The organism is Pedobacter sp. BS3 (assembly GCF_008274585.1).
Taxonomy (GTDB): Bacteria; Bacteroidota; Bacteroidia; order Sphingobacteriales; family Sphingobacteriaceae; genus Hufsiella_A.
On record NZ_VTRT01000001.1, the window covers coordinates 918,541 to 940,273 of the forward strand.

The following is a 21,733-nucleotide window of genomic DNA, read 5'->3' on the forward strand; positions in this document are numbered from 1 at the left end:
GCAAGAACTGAGAGACAAGAAACAAGAAGTTGAAAAGCAAGGGTAGCTAAAGGAAGCCGAATACCGAAACAATAAAACATCTGAGAGAAGCAAGAAACCAGGAAGTGGAAGGTTGAAAGTTTAAAATGATAATTATCAAACTGATAATTACATAATCTCCGGATTATAACCAAGGTATACCGATAGAGCTGCATCTGGAACAACTCCGTCGGGTTAAACGAACAGGCCGGCGTTATCCCCCATTGAGATAACTCCGGCCTGTTTATATGCCAGCTTCTTTATTATTCCGCAGTGATCTCCAGCACAGCGCTGCTAAATGCAGCCTGCCTGGCCGGGCTTACATCAATTCCTACTTCCATCAGGTATTGACCGCTGTAAACCTTATTATTGCAGGCTAAGGCTGACTTTTTACCCGGCAATAAATTAATTTCTTTAATACGGTAACTCTTTGCCGGATCGAGTCCCTGTAAACGAACCACCGTTAAAAGTTCGTGATAACGCGTCTGCAGGTTATAAGAGAACAGAACAGATTTTGTCTTCAGGGTATCCACATACATCAGCACTGCACGGTTAGCCTCATAGGGCGATACCAAACGGTATAGATCGCCAAACCAGATGGTATTGCTGATGCGTTTATAATTGGCTACCGCTTCTTTGCTGAACTGTGAATCTTCGCCGCTAAATTCCCCTACATTGATATCGTAGCCCAACTTATCCATCATGGCTACATCGGTACGGAACTTTAACGATTGCTTGCCCCAGTTGGTCACATGCGCCGAAATAGTATTAGCCGGGAAGAAATACGAGTATCCCCACTGGATATAAACCCGTTCTGCCCCGTCGGTATTATCGCTGGGCCAGAAGCTGGTGAAGTATTTTAAAGCCCCGTAATCTGCACGACCGCCGCCGCCGGAACATAACATGATGGGAATATGCGGATATTTGGCCCGTATACGATCCAGCACTTTATACCATGCCCGGGTGTACTCAATATACAGGTGCGATTGATTACCTTTAAGATAAGCTGAATAGGCATTCGTCATGGTACGATTGCAGTCCCACTTGATGTACGCCAGATCAGGATTCTCAGAAAACAGACCATCAACCACGCCGAAAACAAAATCCTGAACCTTAGGATTGGTCAGATCAAGCACCAGTTGATTACGCTGATAGCTCTCGTCGCGGTTGGGTAGCTTCAGTATCCAGTCGGGATGCTTTTCATACAGCTCACTTTTCGGGTTCACCATTTCGGGTTCGATCCAGATACCGAATTTCAAGCCCTTAGCCGTTGCCTGCTTTACCAGGTAAGGCACTCCATCGGGCAGCTTTTTCTTATCGGCCTGCCAATCGCCCAGTGATGACTTATCGTTATCGCGGGGATATTTATTTCCAAACCAGCCATCGTCGAGCAGGAAGAGATCAACACCTAACTTCCTGGCATCGTCAAACAAACCCACCAGTTTCTCCTGGTTAAATTTCATGCCCGTAGCTTCCCAGTTATTGAGCAGGGTCATGCGTGACTTTTCGCCATCCAGTACAGCATATTTACGGGCCCAAGTGTGAAGGTTGCGACTGGCCAGGCCCTTGCCCTGGTTGCTGTAGGTAAAGATGAACTGCGGCGTGGTAAAATCCTTGCCGGGTTCCAGGCGATATTCTGAAGCATAGTAATTGATACCCGAAAGGACATGCAATACATTTTTGTTATCGATCTCGAATGAGAAGCGAAAATTCCCGGTCCAGGCCAGAGTACCGGCTATCAATTCTCCCTCGGTTTCGTTTGCAGGCTTATCGCCCAATGAAAGGAAGAAAACCGGCGCCTGGAATTTGTTGGAACGTGTGCCCAAACGGCTGTCGATCACCTTGCTGCCACTGGTTAGCTGGCTTTCCTGCATGCTCATTTCCTTGGCCCAGTCGCCATGAAACTGGGTAAGCCAGTATTTCCCGGCATCAAAATGTAACATGGCCGATGCATAATTGGTAAGTGTAATTGTTTTCTTCTCACCATTATGAATATCCGCCCAGGTTTTAATGATGTCCTGATCTGCATAAGCTGCAAAATGCAGCGTTACTCCCATATTATATACCTCGTCTTTTAGCAGGATGTCTGTCTGTGTTCCCCCGGCTATTGCTACCGTTTTATACGATTGATATTTCAGCTCCAGCGATGGATTGTCATCGGGATGTACCACACGAATAGCCGGCTCGAACTCAAAGTCCATACCGCCACCGGGATATGCCTCGATTCCCTTAGGTAAGGGCAATACTGGCTTATCCAATTTCTTTCCTAAGTAATTCTGGTACAATCGCTTGTTTTTGCCAACTGTGAAAATAAGCTCGGTGTTTTTGGTTGTAATGCTAATAGGTCCATTGGTTTGGGCATAGCTATTTCCGGCGATAGCTATAAAAAGCAAACAGATTATTCGTATACGGATCATAGAATGAAAGTTAAAAAGTTTAAGTTATTGTATGTAAAGCCAGTTTGTAGCTATACCGGATACCCGGAAGCAAAAAGAAGGCTCTGGAAATTGTTCATATCAGCTTGTACCCATTTTGTAAACAGGCACGAGCGGGTTGCTTTAGCCCTGTTATTCACAAATCTCGTCTTTTCTTTCCCGGCTATATGCCATGAACCATACGCCATGAACTATAAGCTTATTTACTCAAATGATACAGGTTAGGATAATCGGTTATTATACCGTCTACACCCATATCGGTTAATGCTTTGAAATCCTGCTCGGTGTTTGGTGTCCAGGCTATAATTTTGATGTTCCTGTCATGGCAGGCTTTAACCATTTCAGGTGTAATGGCATCATACTGCACGCTGTAAATATAAGGATTGAAACCAAGCTCTTCCATCCGTTTATTCACATCAGCAGCCGTTTTTTTACCTACCAGGTAAGAAAGTTTTACTTCGGGGTAACGCTTATGAATGATCTGCAGCGGACGGATATCAAATGACTGGATAACAGTACGGTCGAGCACTTTTTTATCTTTCAATACCTTAAAAACCAGGTTCACAAACTCTTCCGGCTCGGGATGCCTGATGTTATCTCCGGCTTTGCTGGATTTAATTTCCATATCGTAAAACATCTTACGACCTTTGGTTGCGGCATACGCCTCGGCTTCATCGATCAGATCAGCTAGTAAGGGTTTTACTACAGCTACATTCTTGCGTTGCGGGAAATGAGGGTCTGGTTTGATACCTACATCATACTTCCGGATGCTATCATAGGTCATGCTGTATAACAGGCGCTTTCTGGCTTCGGACATGGTAAGATGCTTGCCTTCGGGGGTGGTGGTAATATCAGGATTAAAATAGGGATCGTGCGACACTACTACCTTTTTATCTTTCGTAATATTCATATCCAGCTCCAGCGTGGTTACATTCAGGTCGATAGCATGTTTCATTGCCGGAATGGTATTCTCGGGCATTAACCCACGACCGCCTCGGTGAGCTTCGTAATCAAACTTTGGAAATTCGGGAGTGTTAGCCGCAGTTAGTTTTTTTGAAGTAGAGCATCCGCTTAAACAGGCGCCGGTAACTAATGCACCGAAAATGAATTGGTTAGCTTTCATGTTTCTATTTATTATGTTTTCTTCTTATTGTTTACGAGTTTGAAGAAACGAAAAAAATATGGGATTACCATAAAATCAAGGTTATTTTTAATATAGCATACTTCCGTATGCTTTTGGCCGGACTGTTCAATTTAAGCCTCATCACTTCCCTAAGAGTCCCTATAACGTAGCAAAAGATCCATAGTACTGATATTTAATTCACTACAAAATAACTTATCTTTAATCAGGCAAAAACCGTAAGATACGATTTAATTAAAGTAGTTTTGCGTTAAAATCGCAGTAAAACCATAACCATGTCATTAGCTGATTTTTTCAGTCCGGTAAATAAAAGCAACATCAGCCCGAAGCAGGGCTTTTATACCAGCCAGCTGGGTAGTCTGGTGGAAGTTTACACCCATGAATTTCCCGACCTGGAGGCCGGTACGTTTGATATTGCGCTTATCGGTGTTTTAGACGATCGTAATGCGGAGAACAACCAGGGTTGTGCCCTGGGCCCTGATTATATCCGTGAAAAGTTTTACATGTTGTACGAAGGCCCGTATCACACCAAAATTGTCGATCTGGGTAACATTAAAGCAGGGGCCAGTGTTGCCGATACCTATATAGCTGTAAAGCTGGTAGTGGCCGAGCTGGTAAAAAAGAATATCCTGCCGGTAATTTTAGGTGGGGGACAGGATATTACGTATGCTCAATATATGGCTTACGAAGAACTGGAGCAAAAGGTTGATCTGGTAGTTATCGATTCACATTTTGACCTGGATGAATCCGAAGAAAATACCGTTGCTACAAAGTCTACCGCCTATCTTAACAAGATATTTTTGCACGAACCCAACTACCTGTTTAACTTCAGCAATATAGGTTATCAAACCTATTTTGTAAGCCAGGATAGCCTGCGGGTGATGGAAAAGCTCTATTTTGACGTGAATCGCCTGGGCGATTTCACGGGTAATATGAGCGTTGCCGAACCCATTATCCGGAATGCCAACATGATCAGCTTTGACATTTCGGCCATACGCTCTGCCGATGCCTGCGCCAACGGTAATGCCACTCCCAACGGGTTTTACGGCGAAGAAGCCTGCCAGCTTTGCCGTTATGCCGGTATGAACGATAAGCTGACATCCATAGGCTTTTACGAGTTTAATCCGGCGTATGATCAGAATGGGCAGACGGCGGTACTGCTCAGCCAGATGCTCTGGTATTTTGTAGATGGCTTTTATAACCGGAAAAAAGATTTTCCGTTACAGCCTAAATCGCAATACCTTATTTACCGGGCATCGTTAAAAGATAATACACATGAGCTTATCTTCGTTAAAAGTAAAAAAACAGACCGTTGGTGGATGCAGGTTCCTTATCCTTCGGGCTTATCCGGTAATGAGCGTTATCATTTAGTGCCCTGCCGTTACGAGGATTACCAGGTGGCTGTTGCCGGCGAAATGCCCGATCTATGGTGGAAAACCTATCAGAAACTGAGCTAACATGAAGAAATACCTTATTTTGTCTTTTTTATTATCCCAGGCTTGCTTCGTGTTAGCGCAGGATAAGTTCACCGTGAACGGAAAAATAGAGAATACCGCGGGTCACGATAAGCTGTATGTTATACGCACTTCCCTGAGCAACGGCGAAGAAAAAAGGGACAGTATGGCCGTTAAGCCCCGGTTCAGCTTTAGCGGAACGCTGGCCGAGCCCGAGCAATGTATTATAGCCTGGACAGCAAATCCGCAGAAAGAGAAAGACGATTACTGTATGTTTTTCCTCGATAAAGGAATCATAACTGTAGTCGTTAAGAACAAATTGAGCGATGCTCTTGTAAGCGGCTCAAAGGCCGATGTTGCGTTTAAGGCATACAATAAAAATGCAGCCGCGTTATACAATAAAGCCGGCCAGATTGTAGCAGATTTTAACAAGCTGAAAGGTACATCGGCCAATCTCGATTCGGCAGCGCAGGCGGCACAGCATAATTATGAGCTTGTTTTAACGCAGCTCGAAGAGTTGCAGAAGAAAACCATCTTATCACAACGCGATGAGTTCTTAAGCCTGCTGCTCATCTCGCAGCTGGCCCAGCATAGCGGCAATTATGTGCAGGCCGATAGCCTGTTCGGAACGCTGAGCAATAACATCAGGCAAATGCCTACGGCTGCAGTGATAAAGAAAAAGATCGGTGAAGAAAAGAAATTTTCTGTGGGAGCCGTCGCTCCCGATTTCAGTTTGCCCGATACAACATCCACACCGGTAAAATTATCATCCCTGCGGGGAAAATATGTACTGCTGGACTTCTGGGCATCGTGGTGCGGCCCCTGTCGCCAGGAAAATCCAACCGTGGTTGAGGCTTACAACAAATATAAATCAAAAGGCTTTACCGTGTTAGGCGTGTCGTTAGACCGCGACCGTAAAAACTGGTTGCAGGCTATAAAAGACGATCACCTTACCTGGACACATATCTCAGACCTCAAATTCTGGAACAGCGAGGCCGCACGATTGTATAATGTTACTTCAATTCCGCACAATTTTTTGCTCAGTCCCGAAGGTAAGATCATTGCGAAAAACCTGCGTGGCCAGGAGCTGCTGGATAAGCTGGGGAAATTGCTGGATTAATCCGGAAAGGCGTTTGTAGCCTTATTTAAGAGGCTATCTAAGAAGCTGGAAACCATGTTACCCTATTCATTGCTACGGGCTTTAGTTTGGCCGGGTCATTTAACACCATATATTGATGTGCCCGTTTGCAAACAGGCGCAGGCAGACTATTAACCATGAACCCATCTATTCCACTGTCCACTGTCCACTCTCCATTATCCATTATCAGCCGTCCACTGTCCACTCTCCACTGTCCACTCTCCATTATCCATTATCCATTATCCATTGTCCATTCTCCATTATCCATTATCCATTATCCATTGTCCATTGTCCATTCTCCACTCTCCACTCTCCACTGTCCATTATCCCCCCTCTACCTTTATTACCTTAAAATTGCTAACTTTGCAGCCTCAAAAATTTTTGGTTTAAAGCGCTGATGTACAAAGAATATAAGCAACTTAATTTATCGCAAACAGGAAAAGAAATACTTAATTACTGGAAATCGAACAGGATTTTCGAAAAAAGTATTACAAACCGTCCTGAGTCAAAGCCATACACCTTTTACGAAGGTCCGCCATCGGCTAACGGAATGCCCGGCATTCACCACGTCATGGCACGGACTATTAAAGATATTTTTTGCCGTTACAAAACCCTGAAAGGCTATCGCGTAAAGCGCAAAGGAGGCTGGGATACCCACGGTTTGCCCATTGAGCTTGCGGTAGAAAAAACATTAGGCATCACCAAAGACGATATCGGTAAAAAGATCTCGGTAGAGGCATACAACGCCGCCTGCCGCAAAGAGGTTATGAAATACACCGACGTGTGGAACGACCTGACCGAGAAAATGGGCTATTGGGTAGACCTCGATCATCCCTATATTACCTACGAAAACAATTACATAGAAAGCCTCTGGTGGATATTAAAACAACTGTATAACAAAGGTTTCCTGTATAAAGGCTACACCATACAGCCCTATTCGCCCGCTGCCGGAACCGGCTTAAGCTCGCACGAGCTGAACCAGCCGGGAACCTACCGCGATGTAAGCGACACCACCATTGTGGCACAGTTTAAAAGCCTCCTAACCCCCAAAGGGGGAACTGAAAATTCCATATTGAAGGCTTTTAACTCGCCTCCTTTGGAGGGGTCGGGGGAGGCTTTTTTCCTGGCATGGACAACCACCCCGTGGACACTTCCGAGCAATACCGCATTAACCGTTGGCCCCAAAATAGATTATGTATTGGTAAAAACTTTTAACCAATATACTTTTGAGCCAATTAATGTAGTATTGGCAAAAAATTTAGTTGGCAAAATCTTCGATAAAAAGTTTAAACAAACGGATAACGACGAAGATTTTAAAACTCCCCCCTCGGGGGCTGGGGGGCTTCCTTATCAAATCTTAGCAGAATGTAAAGGCGAAGATTTAGTTGGCATAAAATATGAGCAGTTGCTGCCGCTGGCATTACCCTATCAAAACCCCGAAAACGCGTTCAGGGTAATTGCCGGCGATTTTGTTACCACCGAAGACGGTACCGGTATCGTGCACACGGCACCCACCTTTGGCGCCGACGACGCCCGTGTAGCAAAAGCCGCGAAACCGGAAGTACCGCCCATGCTGGTACTGGATGAGCAGGGCAACCCGGTTCCCCTGGTTGATCTGCAGGGAAAATTCATCGCGTCCTTAGGCGGTGGTCTGGGCGGCAAGTATGTTAAAAACGAATACTATGCCCAGGATGCACCCGAAAAATCGGTAGACGTAGAAATCGCCATCCGGCTGAAAGAAGAAAATAAAGCCTTTAAAGTTGAAAAATACGTGCACAGCTATCCGCACTGCTGGCGCACCGATAAACCGGTACTTTACTATCCCTTAGATAGCTGGTTCATCCGCACAACGGCAGTAAAAGACAAGCTGGTTGAGCTTAACAAAACCATTAACTGGAAACCCGAAGCCACCGGAACAGGCCGCTTTGGCAACTGGCTGGAGAACCTGGTGGACTGGAACCTGTCACGTTCCCGGTACTGGGGCACACCGCTACCCATCTGGCGTACCGAAGACGGTTCCGAAGAAATCTGCATCGGTTCCATTCAGGAGCTCAAAGCCGGACTGGAAAAATCGCTGGCAGGCAATTCGCTGAGCGAGGCCGAGAAAGAAAAAAACCGGGCGTTCGCCGAATCGTTGGGCAGCGACACGTTCGACTTACACCGCCCGTATGTAGATGACATTACCCTGGTATCGCCGGCAGGCAAAAAAATGTTCCGCGAACCCGACCTCATCGATGTATGGTTTGATTCCGGCTCTATGCCGTATGCCCAGTGGCATTTCCCGTTCGAGAATAAAGACGAATTTGCACACGCTTACCCGGCCGATTTCATTGCCGAAGGGGTTGACCAGACACGAGGCTGGTTTTTCACGCTTCACGCCATAGCCGTTATGCTGAGCGAAGCCAGCGACGACATTAAAGCCGTTAACCAACAGGTAGGCAATGCCGGCATCGCGTTTAAAAACGTGGTATCAAACGGGCTGGTGCTCGATAAAAACGGCAACAAAATGTCCAAACGCCTGGGCAATGCCGTCGACCCGTTCGAGACCATCGAGCAATACAGCGCCGATGCCACCCGCTGGTACATGATCAGCAACGCGGCGCCCTGGGACAACCTGAAATTCAACATCGAAGGTCTGGACGAAGTGCGGCGTAAGTTCTTCGGTACGTTGTATAACACCTACGCATTTTTTGCACTGTATGCCAACATCGATAAATTCTCGTATGCCGAGCCCGAAATTGCCATCGCCAGCCGTCCCGAAATTGACCGCTGGATCATCTCGCTGCTCAATTCTTTAAGCAAAGAGGTAGACGGATATTACGCCGACTTTGAGCCCACCAAAGCTACGAGGGCCATACAAAACTTTGTGGATGAGCATCTGAGCAACTGGTATGTACGCCTGTGCCGTCGCCGTTTCTGGAAAGGCGATTATACTGAAGACAAAATTTCGGCTTACCAAACGCTGTACACCTGCCTGGTTACGGTAGCCAAGCTGATGTCGCCGGTGGCGCCGTTCTTCAGCGAACGTCTGTTCCTTGATTTAAATGCCGCTACCGGCAAAGAGCAGGTTGAATCTGTGCATTTAGCCGATTTTCCCGCCTATCAGCCGCAACTGGTAGATAAAGTATTGGAAGAACGGATGGCTTTGGCCCAGGATATTTCATCGCTGGTATTGTCCCTGCGGAAAAAAACCGGGCTCAATGTAAGGCAGCCGCTGAATAAGATCCTGCTTCCGGTATTGGACGCATCGTTTCAGCAGCAGGTAGAAACGGTAAAAGACCTGATACTCTCCGAAACCAACATCAAAACCATTGAATACATTACCGATACGGCCGGAATCATCAAGAAGAAGGTAAAGCCCAACTTTAAGGCCCTGGGAGCCAAGGTAGGAAAAGATATGAAAGCCGTTGCCGCCGCCATAACCGCGTTCGGTCAGCAGGACATCAGCCGTATTGAAGCTGATGGGCAGCTGCAAATTACCGTACAGCATAGCGGACAGGAGGTATCGTACACCATTCTGGATACCGACGTGGAAATCATTGCCGAAGATGTACCTGGCTGGCAGGTTGCTTCGTTAGGCCGCCTGACCGTTGCGCTCGATGTAACCGTAACACCGGAGCTCAAGCAGGAAGGCATTTCCCGCGAAGTTGTAAACCGTATTCAAACATTACGCAAGGAAATGGGTTTAGAGGTTACTGATAAGATTAACGTACAACTCTCAGGCAGCCCGTTGATAGCTGAATCTGTGGAAAATAATTTATCTTATATTTGCGCCGAAATTCTGGCACAGTCGTTAGCATTTAACAACGATCTGTCCGGAGGCCAAACGGTAGAAGTAGACGAAACCGAATTGAAAATAGTGATAACTAAAGCATAATATCGTAAAATGGAAAATACTAACGAAAAGACCCGTTATTCTGATGCGGAATTACAGGAGTTCAAAGAGATCATCCTCGATAAATTACGCAGTGCCCGCGAAGAGCTGGCCTCGTTAACACAAGCGCTCAGCAGCCCTAACTCCAACGGCACCGACGATACCGCCGGAACCTATAAAACGCTGGAAGATGGTTCGGCAACGCTCGAAAAAGAGCAAACCAACCAGTTGGCTGCCCGTCAGAAAAAGTTTATTGAAAACCTCGAAGCCGCTTTGGTGCGCATTGAAAATAAAACGTATGGCATTTGCCGCGAAACCGGTAAACTCATCCAGAAGGAACGCCTGCGTGCCGTGCCGCACACTACGCTGAGTATGGAAGCTAAACTGAAGCAGTCCTGATGAAAGCTTATACCAAGCCGGTACTGGCTGTTTTCTTGATCCTGCTGGCCGACCAGGTGCTCAAGTTCTGGATCAAGCTGCACATGACCCTGGGTCAGGAATATAACATTGCAGGGAAGTGGTTTATCATCCATTTTACCGAAAACAACGGGATGGCGTTCGGGATGGAATTTGGCGGTGAGGCCGGCAAGCTGTTTCTCACCCTGTTCCGTATCGCGGCCGTGTGTGCCATTGGTTACGGCGTAATTTACCTGATCAAAAAGAAATACCACCGTGGCCTTATCCTGAACGTATCGCTGATTTTTGCCGGCGCTTTAGGCAATATTATCGATTCAACCTTTTACGGGATGATATTCAGCGAAAGCACCTATTTCGCTCCCGCAAAGCTGTTTCCGCCGGGCGGTGGCTATGCCAGCCTGTTTCATGGACGCGTGGTAGACATGTTCTACTTTCCGCTTATCGAGGGCATTTTTCCCCAATGGGTTCCCGTATGGGGCGGCCAGGATTTTGTATTCTTCCGGCCGGTGTTCAACATTGCCGATGCGGCCATTTCGGTAGGCGTTATCCTGATACTGGTTTTCCAGAAACATTATTTTAAAGAAGAAAAAAAGGAGATCAGTAACCCGAACAGCGAGGTGGTAGAAGAGTAAAAGGCTTTAACACCCGAAGATATACACAAAACCCCGTAGTTAATTGAAGCTACGGGGTTTTGTATTATAATCCTTTTTCATGCTGATCCCGAGTAATTCGGGAGAAGCATCTCATCATATTCTGGCTGATGCATAGTTTAATAGCTCAACACTTTACAGAGATGCTTCACTTCTCCGCCAGTTGGCGGATCAGCATAACAGCATTTCAACTTAATTAACAATACTGCTCAAAAGCAGCAGTTAAGTTATCAGCGATCATCTGTGCACCACGGCCTTCTATCTGGTGACGCTCGATCATGTGCACCAGCCTGCCATCTTTGAACAGGGCCATTGACGGTGATGATGGCGGATAAGGCAGCATGTACGAACGGGCTTTATCAACCGCAGCTTTTTCCATACCGGCAAATACAGTAACCAGTCTGTCGGGACGCTTCTCATGCGATGCAGCTATCTTAGCAGCCGGACGGGCATTGGCTGCTGCACAGCCACAAACAGAATTTACTACAACAAATACAGTTCCCTCGCTGCTAATGGCGGCATCTACTTCCTCAGGGGTTTTTAACTCTTCAAAACCGGCGCCGGTTAAATCCTTGCGCATGGGCTCTACCAAATATTCCGGATACATAATTTAAAATCTTTGAATAATTTCAGCACAAAAATAATAAATCGCCAAAGTATTTGTTTTAATATCTGGAATATAACATTTAACTGACTATGCAGATTATCAGCTAAATATCTTGTTTATTCCGCAAGGAGTATTATATTTACACTCCCGTTTGAGTTTAGAAACCTTATCTTATTATTATGAGCAAAAGTAAACGTGATATCAGCACGGTTATAATTGTGAGCAGGGATCAACAGCAAAGCCGGTCTTTACGTATTCCCACAAAACACATATACCGGCTAAAGCATTACATAGCGTTTGTTGTACTGCTTATTGTTTCATTAAGCTGTGCGGTGTTTTACCTGCACCGGCAAAACCAGCACCATGAAGAGGAACGGCAAAGATTGTTACGGCAGGTATTATCGTTAAAGCAGCAGATACCCGAGCCGGATACGGTGAACAGGGCACAGGTTTATATTCAGGGCATTGAAGCGAAGCTGAAAAAAATAAACAGCTATCTAACTAAACGTGGATTAAAAGGATTTTCCGTTAAATCGGTAGGTGGAGTGGCCGCAGATACCTCACTTTCAGAGGAAGAATTATACTCATCGTACGATGATTACCTGGCCCGGGTATTAACCGGCGTTGCGTTTACGCCAATGGGCTATCCAAAAGTAAGCGATCTGACCTCTTTCTTCGGTTATCGCGGCGATCCGTTCGATTCCGGCCGGGGTGAGTTTCACCCGGGTATTGATTTCAGGGGACACCGTGGCGATAAGGTAACCTGCACCGCTAACGGAACAGTAATCAGCGCCGGTTGGATGGGCGGCTACGGGAACTGTATCCGTATACGGCACGCCAATAATTACGAGACCTTATACGGGCATCTTTCAAAAATCAATGTTAAAGTAGGGCAGAAAGTAAAGGTAGGCGATAAGATCGGGGCAATTGGCTCAACAGGTCGCTCTACCGGTAACCACCTGCATTACGAGGTAAGGAAAAACGGTAAAGCGGTTAACCCGATAAGCTATTTGCGGTTAAATTAATCTGATGGCAAACTTTAAACCCCGAACAATCGGGGTTTCACTATGTTCAACTTTTCACCTTCAACCTTAACTTAACAACGTTATGTTTCAGAAATCGCGAAAAATGAATCTTGATGAACAGAAAATAACCTCGCTGATCAGCGAAGGTTGCGTTCTGGACGGGCAATTAAAAGCGCCCGGGTTTATCCGTATTGACGGTACGGTGCATGGCAACGTAACGGTTGAGCAAGGGCTGATATTGGGCGAAAAGGCATCGGTTAACGGCGACGTGGTTACTAAAGACATGATAGTTTACGGTACGGTAAATGGCAATATCAGTGCCCAGATATTAGAAATTAAACAAACCGGCAAGGTAAATGGCGATATCTCTACCCGCCAGCTACAGGTTGAACTGGGAGCCGTATATAATGGCAAGCTGAATATGTCGTACAAAAATACACCGGAGCTGCTGCCTAAAGCAACGGAAAAGGATGCTGCATTAGTATAAATATAGTATCACAAAAACCTAACTCCAGCTTCAACATCCGCCTTTTAACGGTACTTAGAAAGAGATTTCTATAAGTTCTTGTCCGATACGGTGTAACTCCTTTTCTATCTCTTTTTTGCGTTTTTCACCTGGTGATTTACTTCCATTTAGATAAGCTGCCATTAATGGCTGAGATATGCCTAATCTTCTTGCAAAAGCAGAAATATTTAATTCGTGCAACTTTCTGAACGTTTTTACTATTTCCGTTGGTTCAGGTTTCGGTCTAAAAAATCCTCCAAAGCTTAAATCTTCATCCAAATCTGGCCAATGTATTCCGAATGGAGATGTAATATATTTTTCTCTTTGTCCGGGAGTTGCATTTTTGAGACTTGGATAATCAGTAAAATACTCTTTCCCTGTTTTTCCGTCTTTGGTTTCTATACATACAGCTTCATCTGTAAGCCATATTCTTTTAATGTTTTCTATTGTAAGTTCCATATCACTTATTGTTAAAAAATTCTACCCACCTTTCTACAATTACTTCTTTATTTTCTTCTATTATGGTTTCTATTATCCTTATTTCAGATTTCTTAAAGCCATAATTTCTTACCAATTTTATATTGCGGAACAAAGGGTGCAACTTCAAATTGTCGCCGGTTGGTGGAGACACCAACCGGGGCGGAAGCCGTGGGCGGTGTCCCCACCGCCCACACGAAGCAAGTAATGCTACAATTTGAAATGCACCCGGAACAAATTGAATTTAGCGTGAGAACCATCTTTGTCGATGTGGATGTGTATAGGCTCATGGTCATTAGCAAAGAAATAAAATCTGAACCCTAAAAATATAACACCGTTGGCATTGCTTTGATTGTTGCTACACAAATATAGGTTATAAAATTATAACCAAAAAATTTCAAGTAGCTATTTCACCTGCTGCCTAAAGCAACGGAAAAGGATGCAGTAGCTATCTGATCTCGGCCCCTTCTCTTCTAATCCTTTTGTCATTACAGTGGCAGCCCTTGCTATTCACCGGGTAATGCGGTAATTTTGCATCTCATTAAAAAACAAAAATTTATGTCATCAGTAGAGACAACCTATGTGCCTTACAAAGTTAAGGACATTTCACTGGCGGAATGGGGCCGCAAAGAGATCCAATTGGCAGAGGCCGAGATGCCCGGCTTAATGTCGTTACGCAAAGAATTTGGACCGTCAAAACCCCTTAAAGGCGCACGTATTGCAGGCTGCCTGCACATGACCATTCAGACGGCAGTGCTGATCGAGACGCTGATTGAGCTGGGAGCCGAAGTTACCTGGTCGTCATGTAACATTTTCTCAACCCAGGATCATGCCGCTGCTGCTATTGCTGCTGCAGGTATTTCAGTATATGCCTGGAAAGGTATGAACGCCGAAGAGTTTGACTGGTGTATCGAGCAAACCTTGTTCTTCGGTGAAGAACGGAAACCGTTAAATATGATTTTAGATGATGGCGGCGACCTGACCAATATGGTATTTGATAAATTCCCCGAATTAATTGCAGGTATTAAAGGTTTATCTGAAGAAACCACTACCGGCGTGCATCGCTTGTACGAGCGTATGAAAAACGGAACCTTGCATTTACCGGCCATCAACGTCAACGATTCGGTTACCAAATCAAAATTTGATAATAAATATGGCTGCCGCGAATCGCTGGTTGATGCCATTCGTCGTGCTACCGATTTAATGCTGGCTGGTAAAGTTGCCGTTGTTGCGGGGTATGGCGATGTGGGCAAAGGTTCGGCAGAATCATTAAGTAGCGCCGGTGTACGTGTAATTGTTACCGAAATTGACCCGATCTGTGCCTTACAGGCTGCTATGGAAGGTTACGAAGTGAAAAAGTTTGCCAACGCCGTAAAGGAGGCTGATATTATTGTGACCACCACCGGTAACTGTGATATTGTACGTGCCGAGCACTTCAAAACAATGAAGGATAAAGCCGTGGTATGTAACATCGGGCATTTTGATAACGAAATTGACGTAGCCTGGCTGAACAACAACTACGGACATACCAAAATAGAGATCAAACCACAGGTTGATAAATACACTATTGACGGTAAAGATATTATCCTGCTGGCCGAAGGTCGTTTAGTAAACTTAGGATGCGCTACAGGTCACCCAAGTTTTGTAATGAGCAACTCGTTTACCAACCAGACACTGGCGCAAATAGAGCTTTGGACGAACTCGGATAAATACGAGAATAAAGTATACACTTTGCCCAAGCACCTGGACGAAAAAGTTGCCCGTTTACACCTGGAAAAGATCGGTGTAGAACTGGATGTTTTAGATCCGCATCAGGCCGAATATATCGGCGTACCGGTAGATGGCCCCTATAAACCGGAACATTATCGCTATTAATAGTTTCGATAAAAGGTTATAAAAAAAGCGCTGGATCAGTACTGATCCAGTGCTTTTTTTATCTTTCTATATAAGCCAGAGGCTTTAGAGTCTACAGGCGAAGCCGGAGCTTCGCCCGATCAGCTCGTTGATAAAGCATCAGGAAAATGTGCCGTAGGCACAACCGCTTTGTAAAAATACCTGCAAACGATATTTTGCTCCGTAGGAGCAACCCACGATAAAGATGGCGTACGGTCACGCTTATCTGTATACTCCGGCCTGTTTACAAAGCGCCTGTCCCGATGGGACAAAAAGGATGTTGTTTGAAGTATCGATCGGGTAGACCCCAGCTTCGTCCGAATTATTTTTATGAAGATACGAAGCCCGGCCTGGTGGTTGCGGCGTTACAAACGCCGGACAGTAATGCACTCGTTTCGCAAACGAGCGCAAGCAGGTTCCAGCGCTTTTTTTATCTTTCTATATAAGCCAGAGGCTTTAGAGTCTACAGGCGAAGCTCCAGCTTCGCCCGATCAGCTCGTTGATTAAAGCATCAGGAAAATGTGCCGTAGGCACAACCGCTTTGTAAAAATACCTGCAAACGATATTTTGCTCCGTAGGAGCAACCCACGATAAAGATGGCGTACGGTCACGCTTATCTGTATACTCCGGCCTGTTTACAAAGCGCCTGTCCCGATTGGGACAAAAAAGACGTTGTTGGTTGAAGTGCCGATCGGTACATTAACCAACGATATAATTCCAGCCGAATTCATCCGGAATGACACCATAGCGGATATCATTCAGCGTTTTTAACGTTTTGTTTGAAAATTCGCGGGTCGATGGGTCGCTGAGCTGGTATAGTTGACCTTCGTGACCAATTTCTGTAATAGGCGCTATAGTAGCGGCCGTACCTACACCAAAAGCCTCGGTAAGCTGCCCGTTTTTGATAGCTTGAATAATTTCAGCTACAGCCACGCGGCGCTCTTCAACTTCTATGCCCCAATGTTTGGCCAACGCAATTACAGTATCGCGGGTAACGCCTTTTAAAATGGTATCGCGGGTTGAAGGGGTGATCAGCCTGCCGTTAATGATAAACATGATATTAGCGGCACCCAACTCCTCGATATATTCGTGATTTTTGGCATCAGTCCAGATAAGCTGGTCAAAGCCTTCTTTCATTGCTTCAGCAGATGGCAGCAGCGAACCGGCATAATTACCGGCAGCCTTGGCATAGCCGAACCCACCTTCGCAGGAGCGGGAATAATTTGTTTCGATTTTTACCTTCAGGTTTTTAGAAAAATAAGCGCCTACCGGGCCGGTTAGTACCATAAACTTATACGTTGATGATGGCTGTACACCCAGGGCGGCATCGGTGGCAAACATAAATGGCCTGATATACAGCGAATGATTTGCTTTATCAGGAACCCAGTTGCGGTCAAGGTCTACCAATGCGGCAATACTTTGCACAAAGATATCTTCGGGAATGGCGGGCATGCTTAACCGTTGTGCCGAGTGATTTGCCCGCTCAGCATTTTTGTAGGGCCTGAAAATACCGACGTTTCCATTGACGTGCTTATACGCTTTTAATCCTTCAAAAAAAGTTTGTCCGTAATGTAAGGCAGAAATTGCCGGACTTAAAGAAAGGTTGCCATAAGGCACAATGCGTAAGTTTTTCCATTCGCCGCCTTCGTAATCGGCAATAAACATGTGGTCGGCAAAATGCTTCCCAAACGGCAGGTTATTAAAATCTGTTTCTGATAACCTTGAAGCCGTTGTTTTAGTGATTTGGATGTCAATAGTCGCTGTCACGGGTATTCAAGTTTGGAATATATAGATACAAAGAAACGCTTTTTGTTTCAATGTTGAAATGTAATTGGCAAATAAAAGCCTAAGGATCTACGGTTTATTGCCGCTACCTGACATTTGTAGTTTCCTTGCTGCCCTGTTTATTCTACCGGCTCAACCCTTAATCCAACGTCGCTGATTTCTTTCAGCGGATTGTCACGCATATTCTGCTCTAACTCAAAGATATATTTTCCCTTTTCGGGGAACTTATATCCCGTTTTAACGGGAAGCTGGTAACTGTATAAATTCCCCGAACCGCTGCCCAGCCATTCACCATCGGGATAAGCCAGTTGAAATTCTTTGCGGACGGTATCCAGCTTACCGTCGGGGTTACGCTGCCGGATAAGCACAAACAGGTTTGAATATTTATAATCGGCCGTATGGCGCAAATTCATGTAAATATTATAGCGTTTGCCGGCATCGGTTATGGTTACAGGAACCGTAATTTTTTTGATATAGCTCCAGTTGCGATGAGGAACCGGCTGATTTACATCTACTATTGCCGTATCGGAGCAGGCCTGCAAACCCAAAACAAAAAGCAATCCTGCAACAACACTTATCCACTTACCCATTATCAGAATTTTTAGGCCTGTTACCTTTAAAGCGCCGCTTATTTTTGTTCCTGTTCTGCTGTCCGTTCTGCGGAGCACTTTCTTTTTGCTCGCTGCCTTTAGCGGTTGGCGGGGTGCTATTAGCCAGGCCCTGCTGCTGGCGATTATTGTTTTGCTGCTTATGCTCGCCGTTGTTCTTATTCCGGTTGCGGTTGTTGCGGTTTTTCTTCCTCGACCGTTCGTCCAGCCGGGTAATGCTATCCTGGCCAACCACGTTCTCATAATCCAGGATCTTATCAATAACCGGTGGCGCAATTTCGGCGGCAATTTCTTTCAGGTCGCCGGGTTTTACGCCCTGTTTATTGAGCTGCTGAATTTCCTTTACACGGTCTATCTCCAGCGGGATCCAGGTATCATCGTTCGGATAACTGAACCACATCAGCTTTTTAAAGATGTCTGTTTTTTGCAGCCGGGCTATACCGCGTTCGGTTTCAAGCTGCTCAACGTTATCGGGGATGTCTTTTAATGCATCCATATAGGTATCCAACTCATAATTGAGGCAGCATTTCAGCTTGCCGCATTGGCCGGCCAGCTTCAGCGTATTCAGTGATAAGTTTTGATAACGTGCGGCCGATGTAGAAACGGTTTTGAAATCGGTTAACCAGGTTGAACAGCACAATTCACGTCCGCATGAGCCAATTCCTCCTAAGCGGCTGGCTTCCTGCCGCATTCCGATCTGCCGCATTTCAATACGGATACGGAAAGCTTCCGCCATCCGTTTAATCAGCTCGCGAAAGTCAACACGTCCTTCGGCCGTATAGTAAAACGTGGCTTTGGTTTTATCGCCCTGGTAATCCACATCGCTCAGCTTCATAGACAGGCCAAGCTCCAGCGCCAGCTTACGGGCCCGGTGCATGGTTTCCCATTCCAGATCTTTGGCTGCCTTCCACCGCTCTACATCGGCAGGATTGGCTTTCCGGTATATCTTTTTGGTAACATCATCTACGGTAAGGTGCTTTTTTTGCAGCTGCATCCGCACCAGTTCGCCGGTTAGCGAAACGTGGCCAATGTCATATCCGCCGGTAGCGGTTTCTACAGCAACCAGTTCGCCGGCTTCCAGGTAGATATTTTCGTGGTTAATGTAAAAATCCTTGCGTGAGCCTTTAAACTTTACCTCGACAATGTTAAACGGTTTATAATTGGATGGCATATCCATATCAGACAGCCAGTCGTAAACATCTAATTTGCTGCACCCGTTGGTAAGGCATGTGCCGTTACTTTTGCAGCCGGCAGGTGCGCATCCGCCACCTGTTGAACAACTTCCACAACCCATAATTATTGTAATATGATAGAGTCCGCCGTTTGGCGGAGCGTATTAAACTTTAATATCTTTATAAGTTGTAAAGATACATCTAAAAATAAAATTTTAGGGTTTGCATTTCTTTCAATATGATAATGCGCCTTTTCCAACTCGCTGATGATAGCATCGGCCTGGTTCAGCTTTAACACCTTGGCCGAAAAATTTATGGCAACCTCACGCTCGGCCGAGGGTAAACGTACCAGCTTTTCAGCTCCTGATAGTATCAAAATACATTCGCGGATGAAATGAATACCGTAACGAAGAAAATCTTTCTGGTTCTCACGACCCATTTTTGCCAGTGTTTCTACGTAATCGGTAAGCTGCGATACTTTATTACCGAAACACAGCCTGAGCCAGTTGGAAAAAAGCTCAAAATTATTGTTGGCGTCCTCGCGATACAGGTTACGGGCGGTTTGCAGGTTGCCATCGCTTAAATAAGCGATCTGCATGGCTCTACCGGCATCAACATGATGCGTCTTTACCAGGTAATCGCGAATATCCTCGTCTGTTAACCGGTTAACTTTTACCAGCTGTGTCCGCGACAAAATAGTATTCAGAATCTGATCCTGGTTTTGAGCAACCAGCAGGAAAAGTGTTTTTTGCGGCGGCTCTTCGATGATTTTCAGCAGCGTGTTACCTTCTTTGTCCAGGTATTCCGGCAGCCACATAATCAGCACCTTGTACTCGGACTCAAATGGTTTTAAACTTAGCTTCTGGATAATCTGATGACATTCCGCTATGTTGATATTGGCCTGTTTGTTTTCTGCGTCAAGCTGGCTGCGCCATTCATCCAGGCCCAGGTATGGGTTAGCTAAAAAAGCCTCACGCCAGGCATTGAGAAATGTAAGCGCCGTATCTTCTTTATGTTTAGCGAAAAAAGGATATGAAAAATGCAGGTCGGGATGGATCAGCTTCTGGTATTTACGGCACGATGCACATTCGCCGCAACTGTCATCGACCTGACGGTTCTGGCACGAGATGTATTGTGCATACGCCAGGGCAATGGGCAGACTGCCGCTGCCTTCAGGCCCCAGGAACAGCTGGGCATGACTTATCCGGTTTTCCTGCACGGTTCTGAGCAGATGTTTTTTTACTTCGTTCTGGCCAACAATATCTCTAAACTGCATGGTTTGCAAATTAATGAATTAATGGCAAGTAGCAATAAGTTAAAAGTGGAAAGTTGAAAGTGAAAAGTTGGGCTCCGTATCCCGAATCGTTCCTCTCGGGACAGGCTGTACGGGAAAATCCCGGCCTTTCGGGTTAAAATTAAAAAGGCCACAGACATGGGCCAACTTGTATAGCTGTCAGTCTCCACATTTTTCAAACCGTTGAAGTTATTAAAAAGCCGGAGGCTTTAAGGTAACGGAACGAAGCAGGGGCTTCGCTCTATCTGAATCTAACGGATACCTGGCTGTCTATTTTCTCTTTTTTAGGGAGGCTCTAACTTTCTGCACAAAATCAACAGGTACTTCGGCAACTTCTGCCGCCTTGCTATCCGAAAGGCCAAGTTTGGTTATCAGGTTGCCGACTACCTCGGCTTTCCCTTCAGCCTTTCCTCTTTCCATACCTCTTTCCATACCTCTTTCTTCAGCGGTTTTTAGCACCGAGTAGGTATCCCATTTGTCCATAAGGCTTTTCTCGTACAGCATATACTCCTCCTTTTTTAAATTGGATATTTCTGATATCCGGAACAGTTTCTGAAATATTTTCTTATGCAAAATTACGGGAATTTTTTTCAATTTTCCCATATTGCGCAGTACATAGAACCAGCGATCCAGGTCTGTTTGTATCTCCTTTTCTTCAAGGTTAAAGTTTGGCAATTCTAAAAATATAAAACCCAGCTTGTGGTAAAAGGTCTCTCCTGTTTCTTCCTCAGCCAACCGAACCCGGTGCAGGTATTTATCAGGAGCTGTGTTATCAAAATTAAAATCCATCAACCCGATGAAATACACTTCTTTTAACGCATAATCCCAATCTTTTCTACCTTTTGGGCCTTGCTCATGCAGCTTGCTGGCGGTATAAAATATTGCCCTATCTGTAAAATACTTTTGTTCAGCTCTTTGCACCTCAACAATAAAGGTCTCTCCGTCCGCACCTGTGCAGGTCAGGTCGAAAATAGTTTTCCGGTATCCTTTTAAAGGGCCGTTGTTTTCCTGTGGATTATAGACCAGATCACGTATTATTTTGCGACCCTGGAACAACTCGTTAAGGATTGCAATGAGCAGGTCTTTGTTTGGCTCGGAGCCGAATATCCTCTTGAACCCAAAATCAGTGAGTGGGTCTATATAACGCCCTATCAAAGGCGGCATGTATCTTGCGGTTTTTGCCATGATTAAAGATAAGCTATTTTGTAATAAATTAAATATCAGTACTGTGATACGCCGA

18 protein-coding genes are annotated in these 21,733 nt (G+C 45.4%); 8 read left to right on the forward strand and 10 right to left on the reverse strand.

From position 1 onward, the window contains the following. Positions 1–281 precede the first annotated feature (281 nt). Positions 282–2,435, reverse strand: a complete 2,154-nt coding sequence (locus FW774_RS04005) for an alpha-galactosidase (RefSeq protein ID WP_187774800.1) — start codon at positions 2,433–2,435, stop codon at positions 282–284. A gap of 217 nt (positions 2,436–2,652) precedes the next feature. Then, positions 2,653–3,576: a glycerophosphodiester phosphodiesterase gene (locus tag FW774_RS04010; protein ID WP_149346838.1), complete on the reverse strand. Its 924-nt coding sequence runs from the start codon at positions 3,574–3,576 to the stop codon at positions 2,653–2,655. A gap of 293 nt (positions 3,577–3,869) precedes the next feature. Between FW774_RS04010 and FW774_RS04015 the strand changes: the two genes are divergently transcribed. From FW774_RS04015 to FW774_RS04035, 5 genes are all read left to right on the forward strand, one after another. Beyond that, complete coding sequence (locus tag FW774_RS04015) at positions 3,870–5,051, forward strand: formimidoylglutamase (RefSeq protein WP_149346839.1); 1,182 nt, start codon at positions 3,870–3,872, stop codon at positions 5,049–5,051. Position 5,052: 1 nt separating this feature from the next. Beyond that, positions 5,053–6,168, forward strand: coding sequence for a TlpA disulfide reductase family protein (locus tag FW774_RS04020; RefSeq protein ID WP_149346840.1), 1,116 nt, complete (start codon positions 5,053–5,055; stop codon positions 6,166–6,168). A gap of 415 nt (positions 6,169–6,583) precedes the next feature. Next, positions 6,584–10,063 carry an isoleucine--tRNA ligase gene (ileS, locus tag FW774_RS04025; RefSeq protein ID WP_149346841.1) on the forward strand — a complete coding sequence of 1,160 codons (3,480 nt, stop codon included), beginning with the start codon at positions 6,584–6,586 and terminating at the stop codon, positions 10,061–10,063. Positions 10,064–10,072: 9 nt separating this feature from the next. Further along, a complete protein-coding gene (locus FW774_RS04030; RefSeq protein ID WP_149346842.1) occupies positions 10,073–10,459 on the forward strand; it encodes a TraR/DksA family transcriptional regulator in 387 nt (128 codons plus the stop codon). Next, entirely contained in the window at positions 10,459–11,109 is a 651-nt protein-coding gene (locus FW774_RS04035) for a lipoprotein signal peptidase (RefSeq protein ID WP_149346843.1), read from the forward strand. The genes FW774_RS04030 and FW774_RS04035 overlap by 1 nt, the downstream gene beginning before the upstream one ends. Before the next feature lie 214 nt (positions 11,110–11,323). Here FW774_RS04035 and FW774_RS04040 read toward each other — a convergent pair whose 3' ends face one another. Next, positions 11,324–11,734: a BrxA/BrxB family bacilliredoxin gene (locus FW774_RS04040; protein ID WP_149346844.1), complete on the reverse strand. Its 411-nt coding sequence runs from the start codon at positions 11,732–11,734 to the stop codon at positions 11,324–11,326. A 179-nt stretch (positions 11,735–11,913) separates the two neighbouring features. On the opposite strand from FW774_RS04040, the gene FW774_RS20785 reads away from it, so the two are divergent. Beyond that, positions 11,914–12,759 (forward strand): M23 family metallopeptidase, encoded by an 846-nt coding sequence (locus FW774_RS20785; protein WP_149346845.1) that lies wholly within the window; start codon positions 11,914–11,916, stop codon positions 12,757–12,759. Positions 12,760–12,841: 82 nt separating this feature from the next. Next, positions 12,842–13,246, forward strand: a complete 405-nt coding sequence (locus tag FW774_RS04050) for a polymer-forming cytoskeletal protein (protein WP_149346846.1) — start codon at positions 12,842–12,844, stop codon at positions 13,244–13,246. 54 nt (positions 13,247–13,300) lie between these two features. Here FW774_RS04050 and FW774_RS04055 read toward each other — a convergent pair whose 3' ends face one another. After that, positions 13,301–13,723 (reverse strand): DUF2442 domain-containing protein, encoded by a 423-nt coding sequence (locus FW774_RS04055; RefSeq protein WP_242457709.1) that lies wholly within the window; start codon positions 13,721–13,723, stop codon positions 13,301–13,303. A gap of 228 nt (positions 13,724–13,951) precedes the next feature. Beyond that, positions 13,952–14,107 carry a DUF4160 domain-containing protein gene (locus FW774_RS04065; RefSeq protein WP_242457711.1) on the reverse strand — a complete coding sequence of 52 codons (156 nt, stop codon included), beginning with the start codon at positions 14,105–14,107 and terminating at the stop codon, positions 13,952–13,954. Between the two features lie 192 nt (positions 14,108–14,299). Here FW774_RS04065 and ahcY point away from each other — a divergent pair, with 192 nt between their 5' ends. Further along, positions 14,300–15,616, forward strand: coding sequence for an adenosylhomocysteinase (gene ahcY / locus FW774_RS04070; RefSeq protein WP_149346847.1), 1,317 nt, complete (start codon positions 14,300–14,302; stop codon positions 15,614–15,616). 717 nt (positions 15,617–16,333) lie between these two features. Here the strand turns inward: ahcY and FW774_RS04075 are convergent. From FW774_RS04075 to FW774_RS04095, 5 genes are all read right to left on the reverse strand, one after another. Next, positions 16,334–17,401 carry a branched-chain amino acid aminotransferase gene (locus FW774_RS04075; protein WP_149346848.1) on the reverse strand — a complete coding sequence of 356 codons (1,068 nt, stop codon included), beginning with the start codon at positions 17,399–17,401 and terminating at the stop codon, positions 16,334–16,336. A gap of 137 nt (positions 17,402–17,538) precedes the next feature. Beyond that, positions 17,539–18,009 carry a gliding motility lipoprotein GldH gene (locus tag FW774_RS04080; RefSeq protein ID WP_149346849.1) on the reverse strand — a complete coding sequence of 157 codons (471 nt, stop codon included), beginning with the start codon at positions 18,007–18,009 and terminating at the stop codon, positions 17,539–17,541. Further along, the gene (locus FW774_RS04085) at positions 18,002–19,321 is read right to left on the reverse strand and encodes a stage 0 sporulation family protein (RefSeq protein WP_149346850.1); all 1,320 of its coding nucleotides are present in this window, start codon (positions 19,319–19,321) and stop codon (positions 18,002–18,004) included. The genes FW774_RS04080 and FW774_RS04085 overlap by 8 nt, the downstream gene beginning before the upstream one ends. Before the next feature lie 2 nt (positions 19,322–19,323). Then, on the reverse strand, positions 19,324–20,475 hold the full coding sequence (locus FW774_RS04090) for an ATP-binding protein (RefSeq protein ID WP_149346851.1): 1,152 nt from the start codon (positions 20,473–20,475) through the stop codon (positions 19,324–19,326). A gap of 288 nt (positions 20,476–20,763) precedes the next feature. Further along, the gene (locus FW774_RS04095) at positions 20,764–21,678 is read right to left on the reverse strand and encodes an Rpn family recombination-promoting nuclease/putative transposase (protein ID WP_242457713.1); all 915 of its coding nucleotides are present in this window, start codon (positions 21,676–21,678) and stop codon (positions 20,764–20,766) included. Positions 21,679–21,733: the final 55 nt, after the last annotated feature.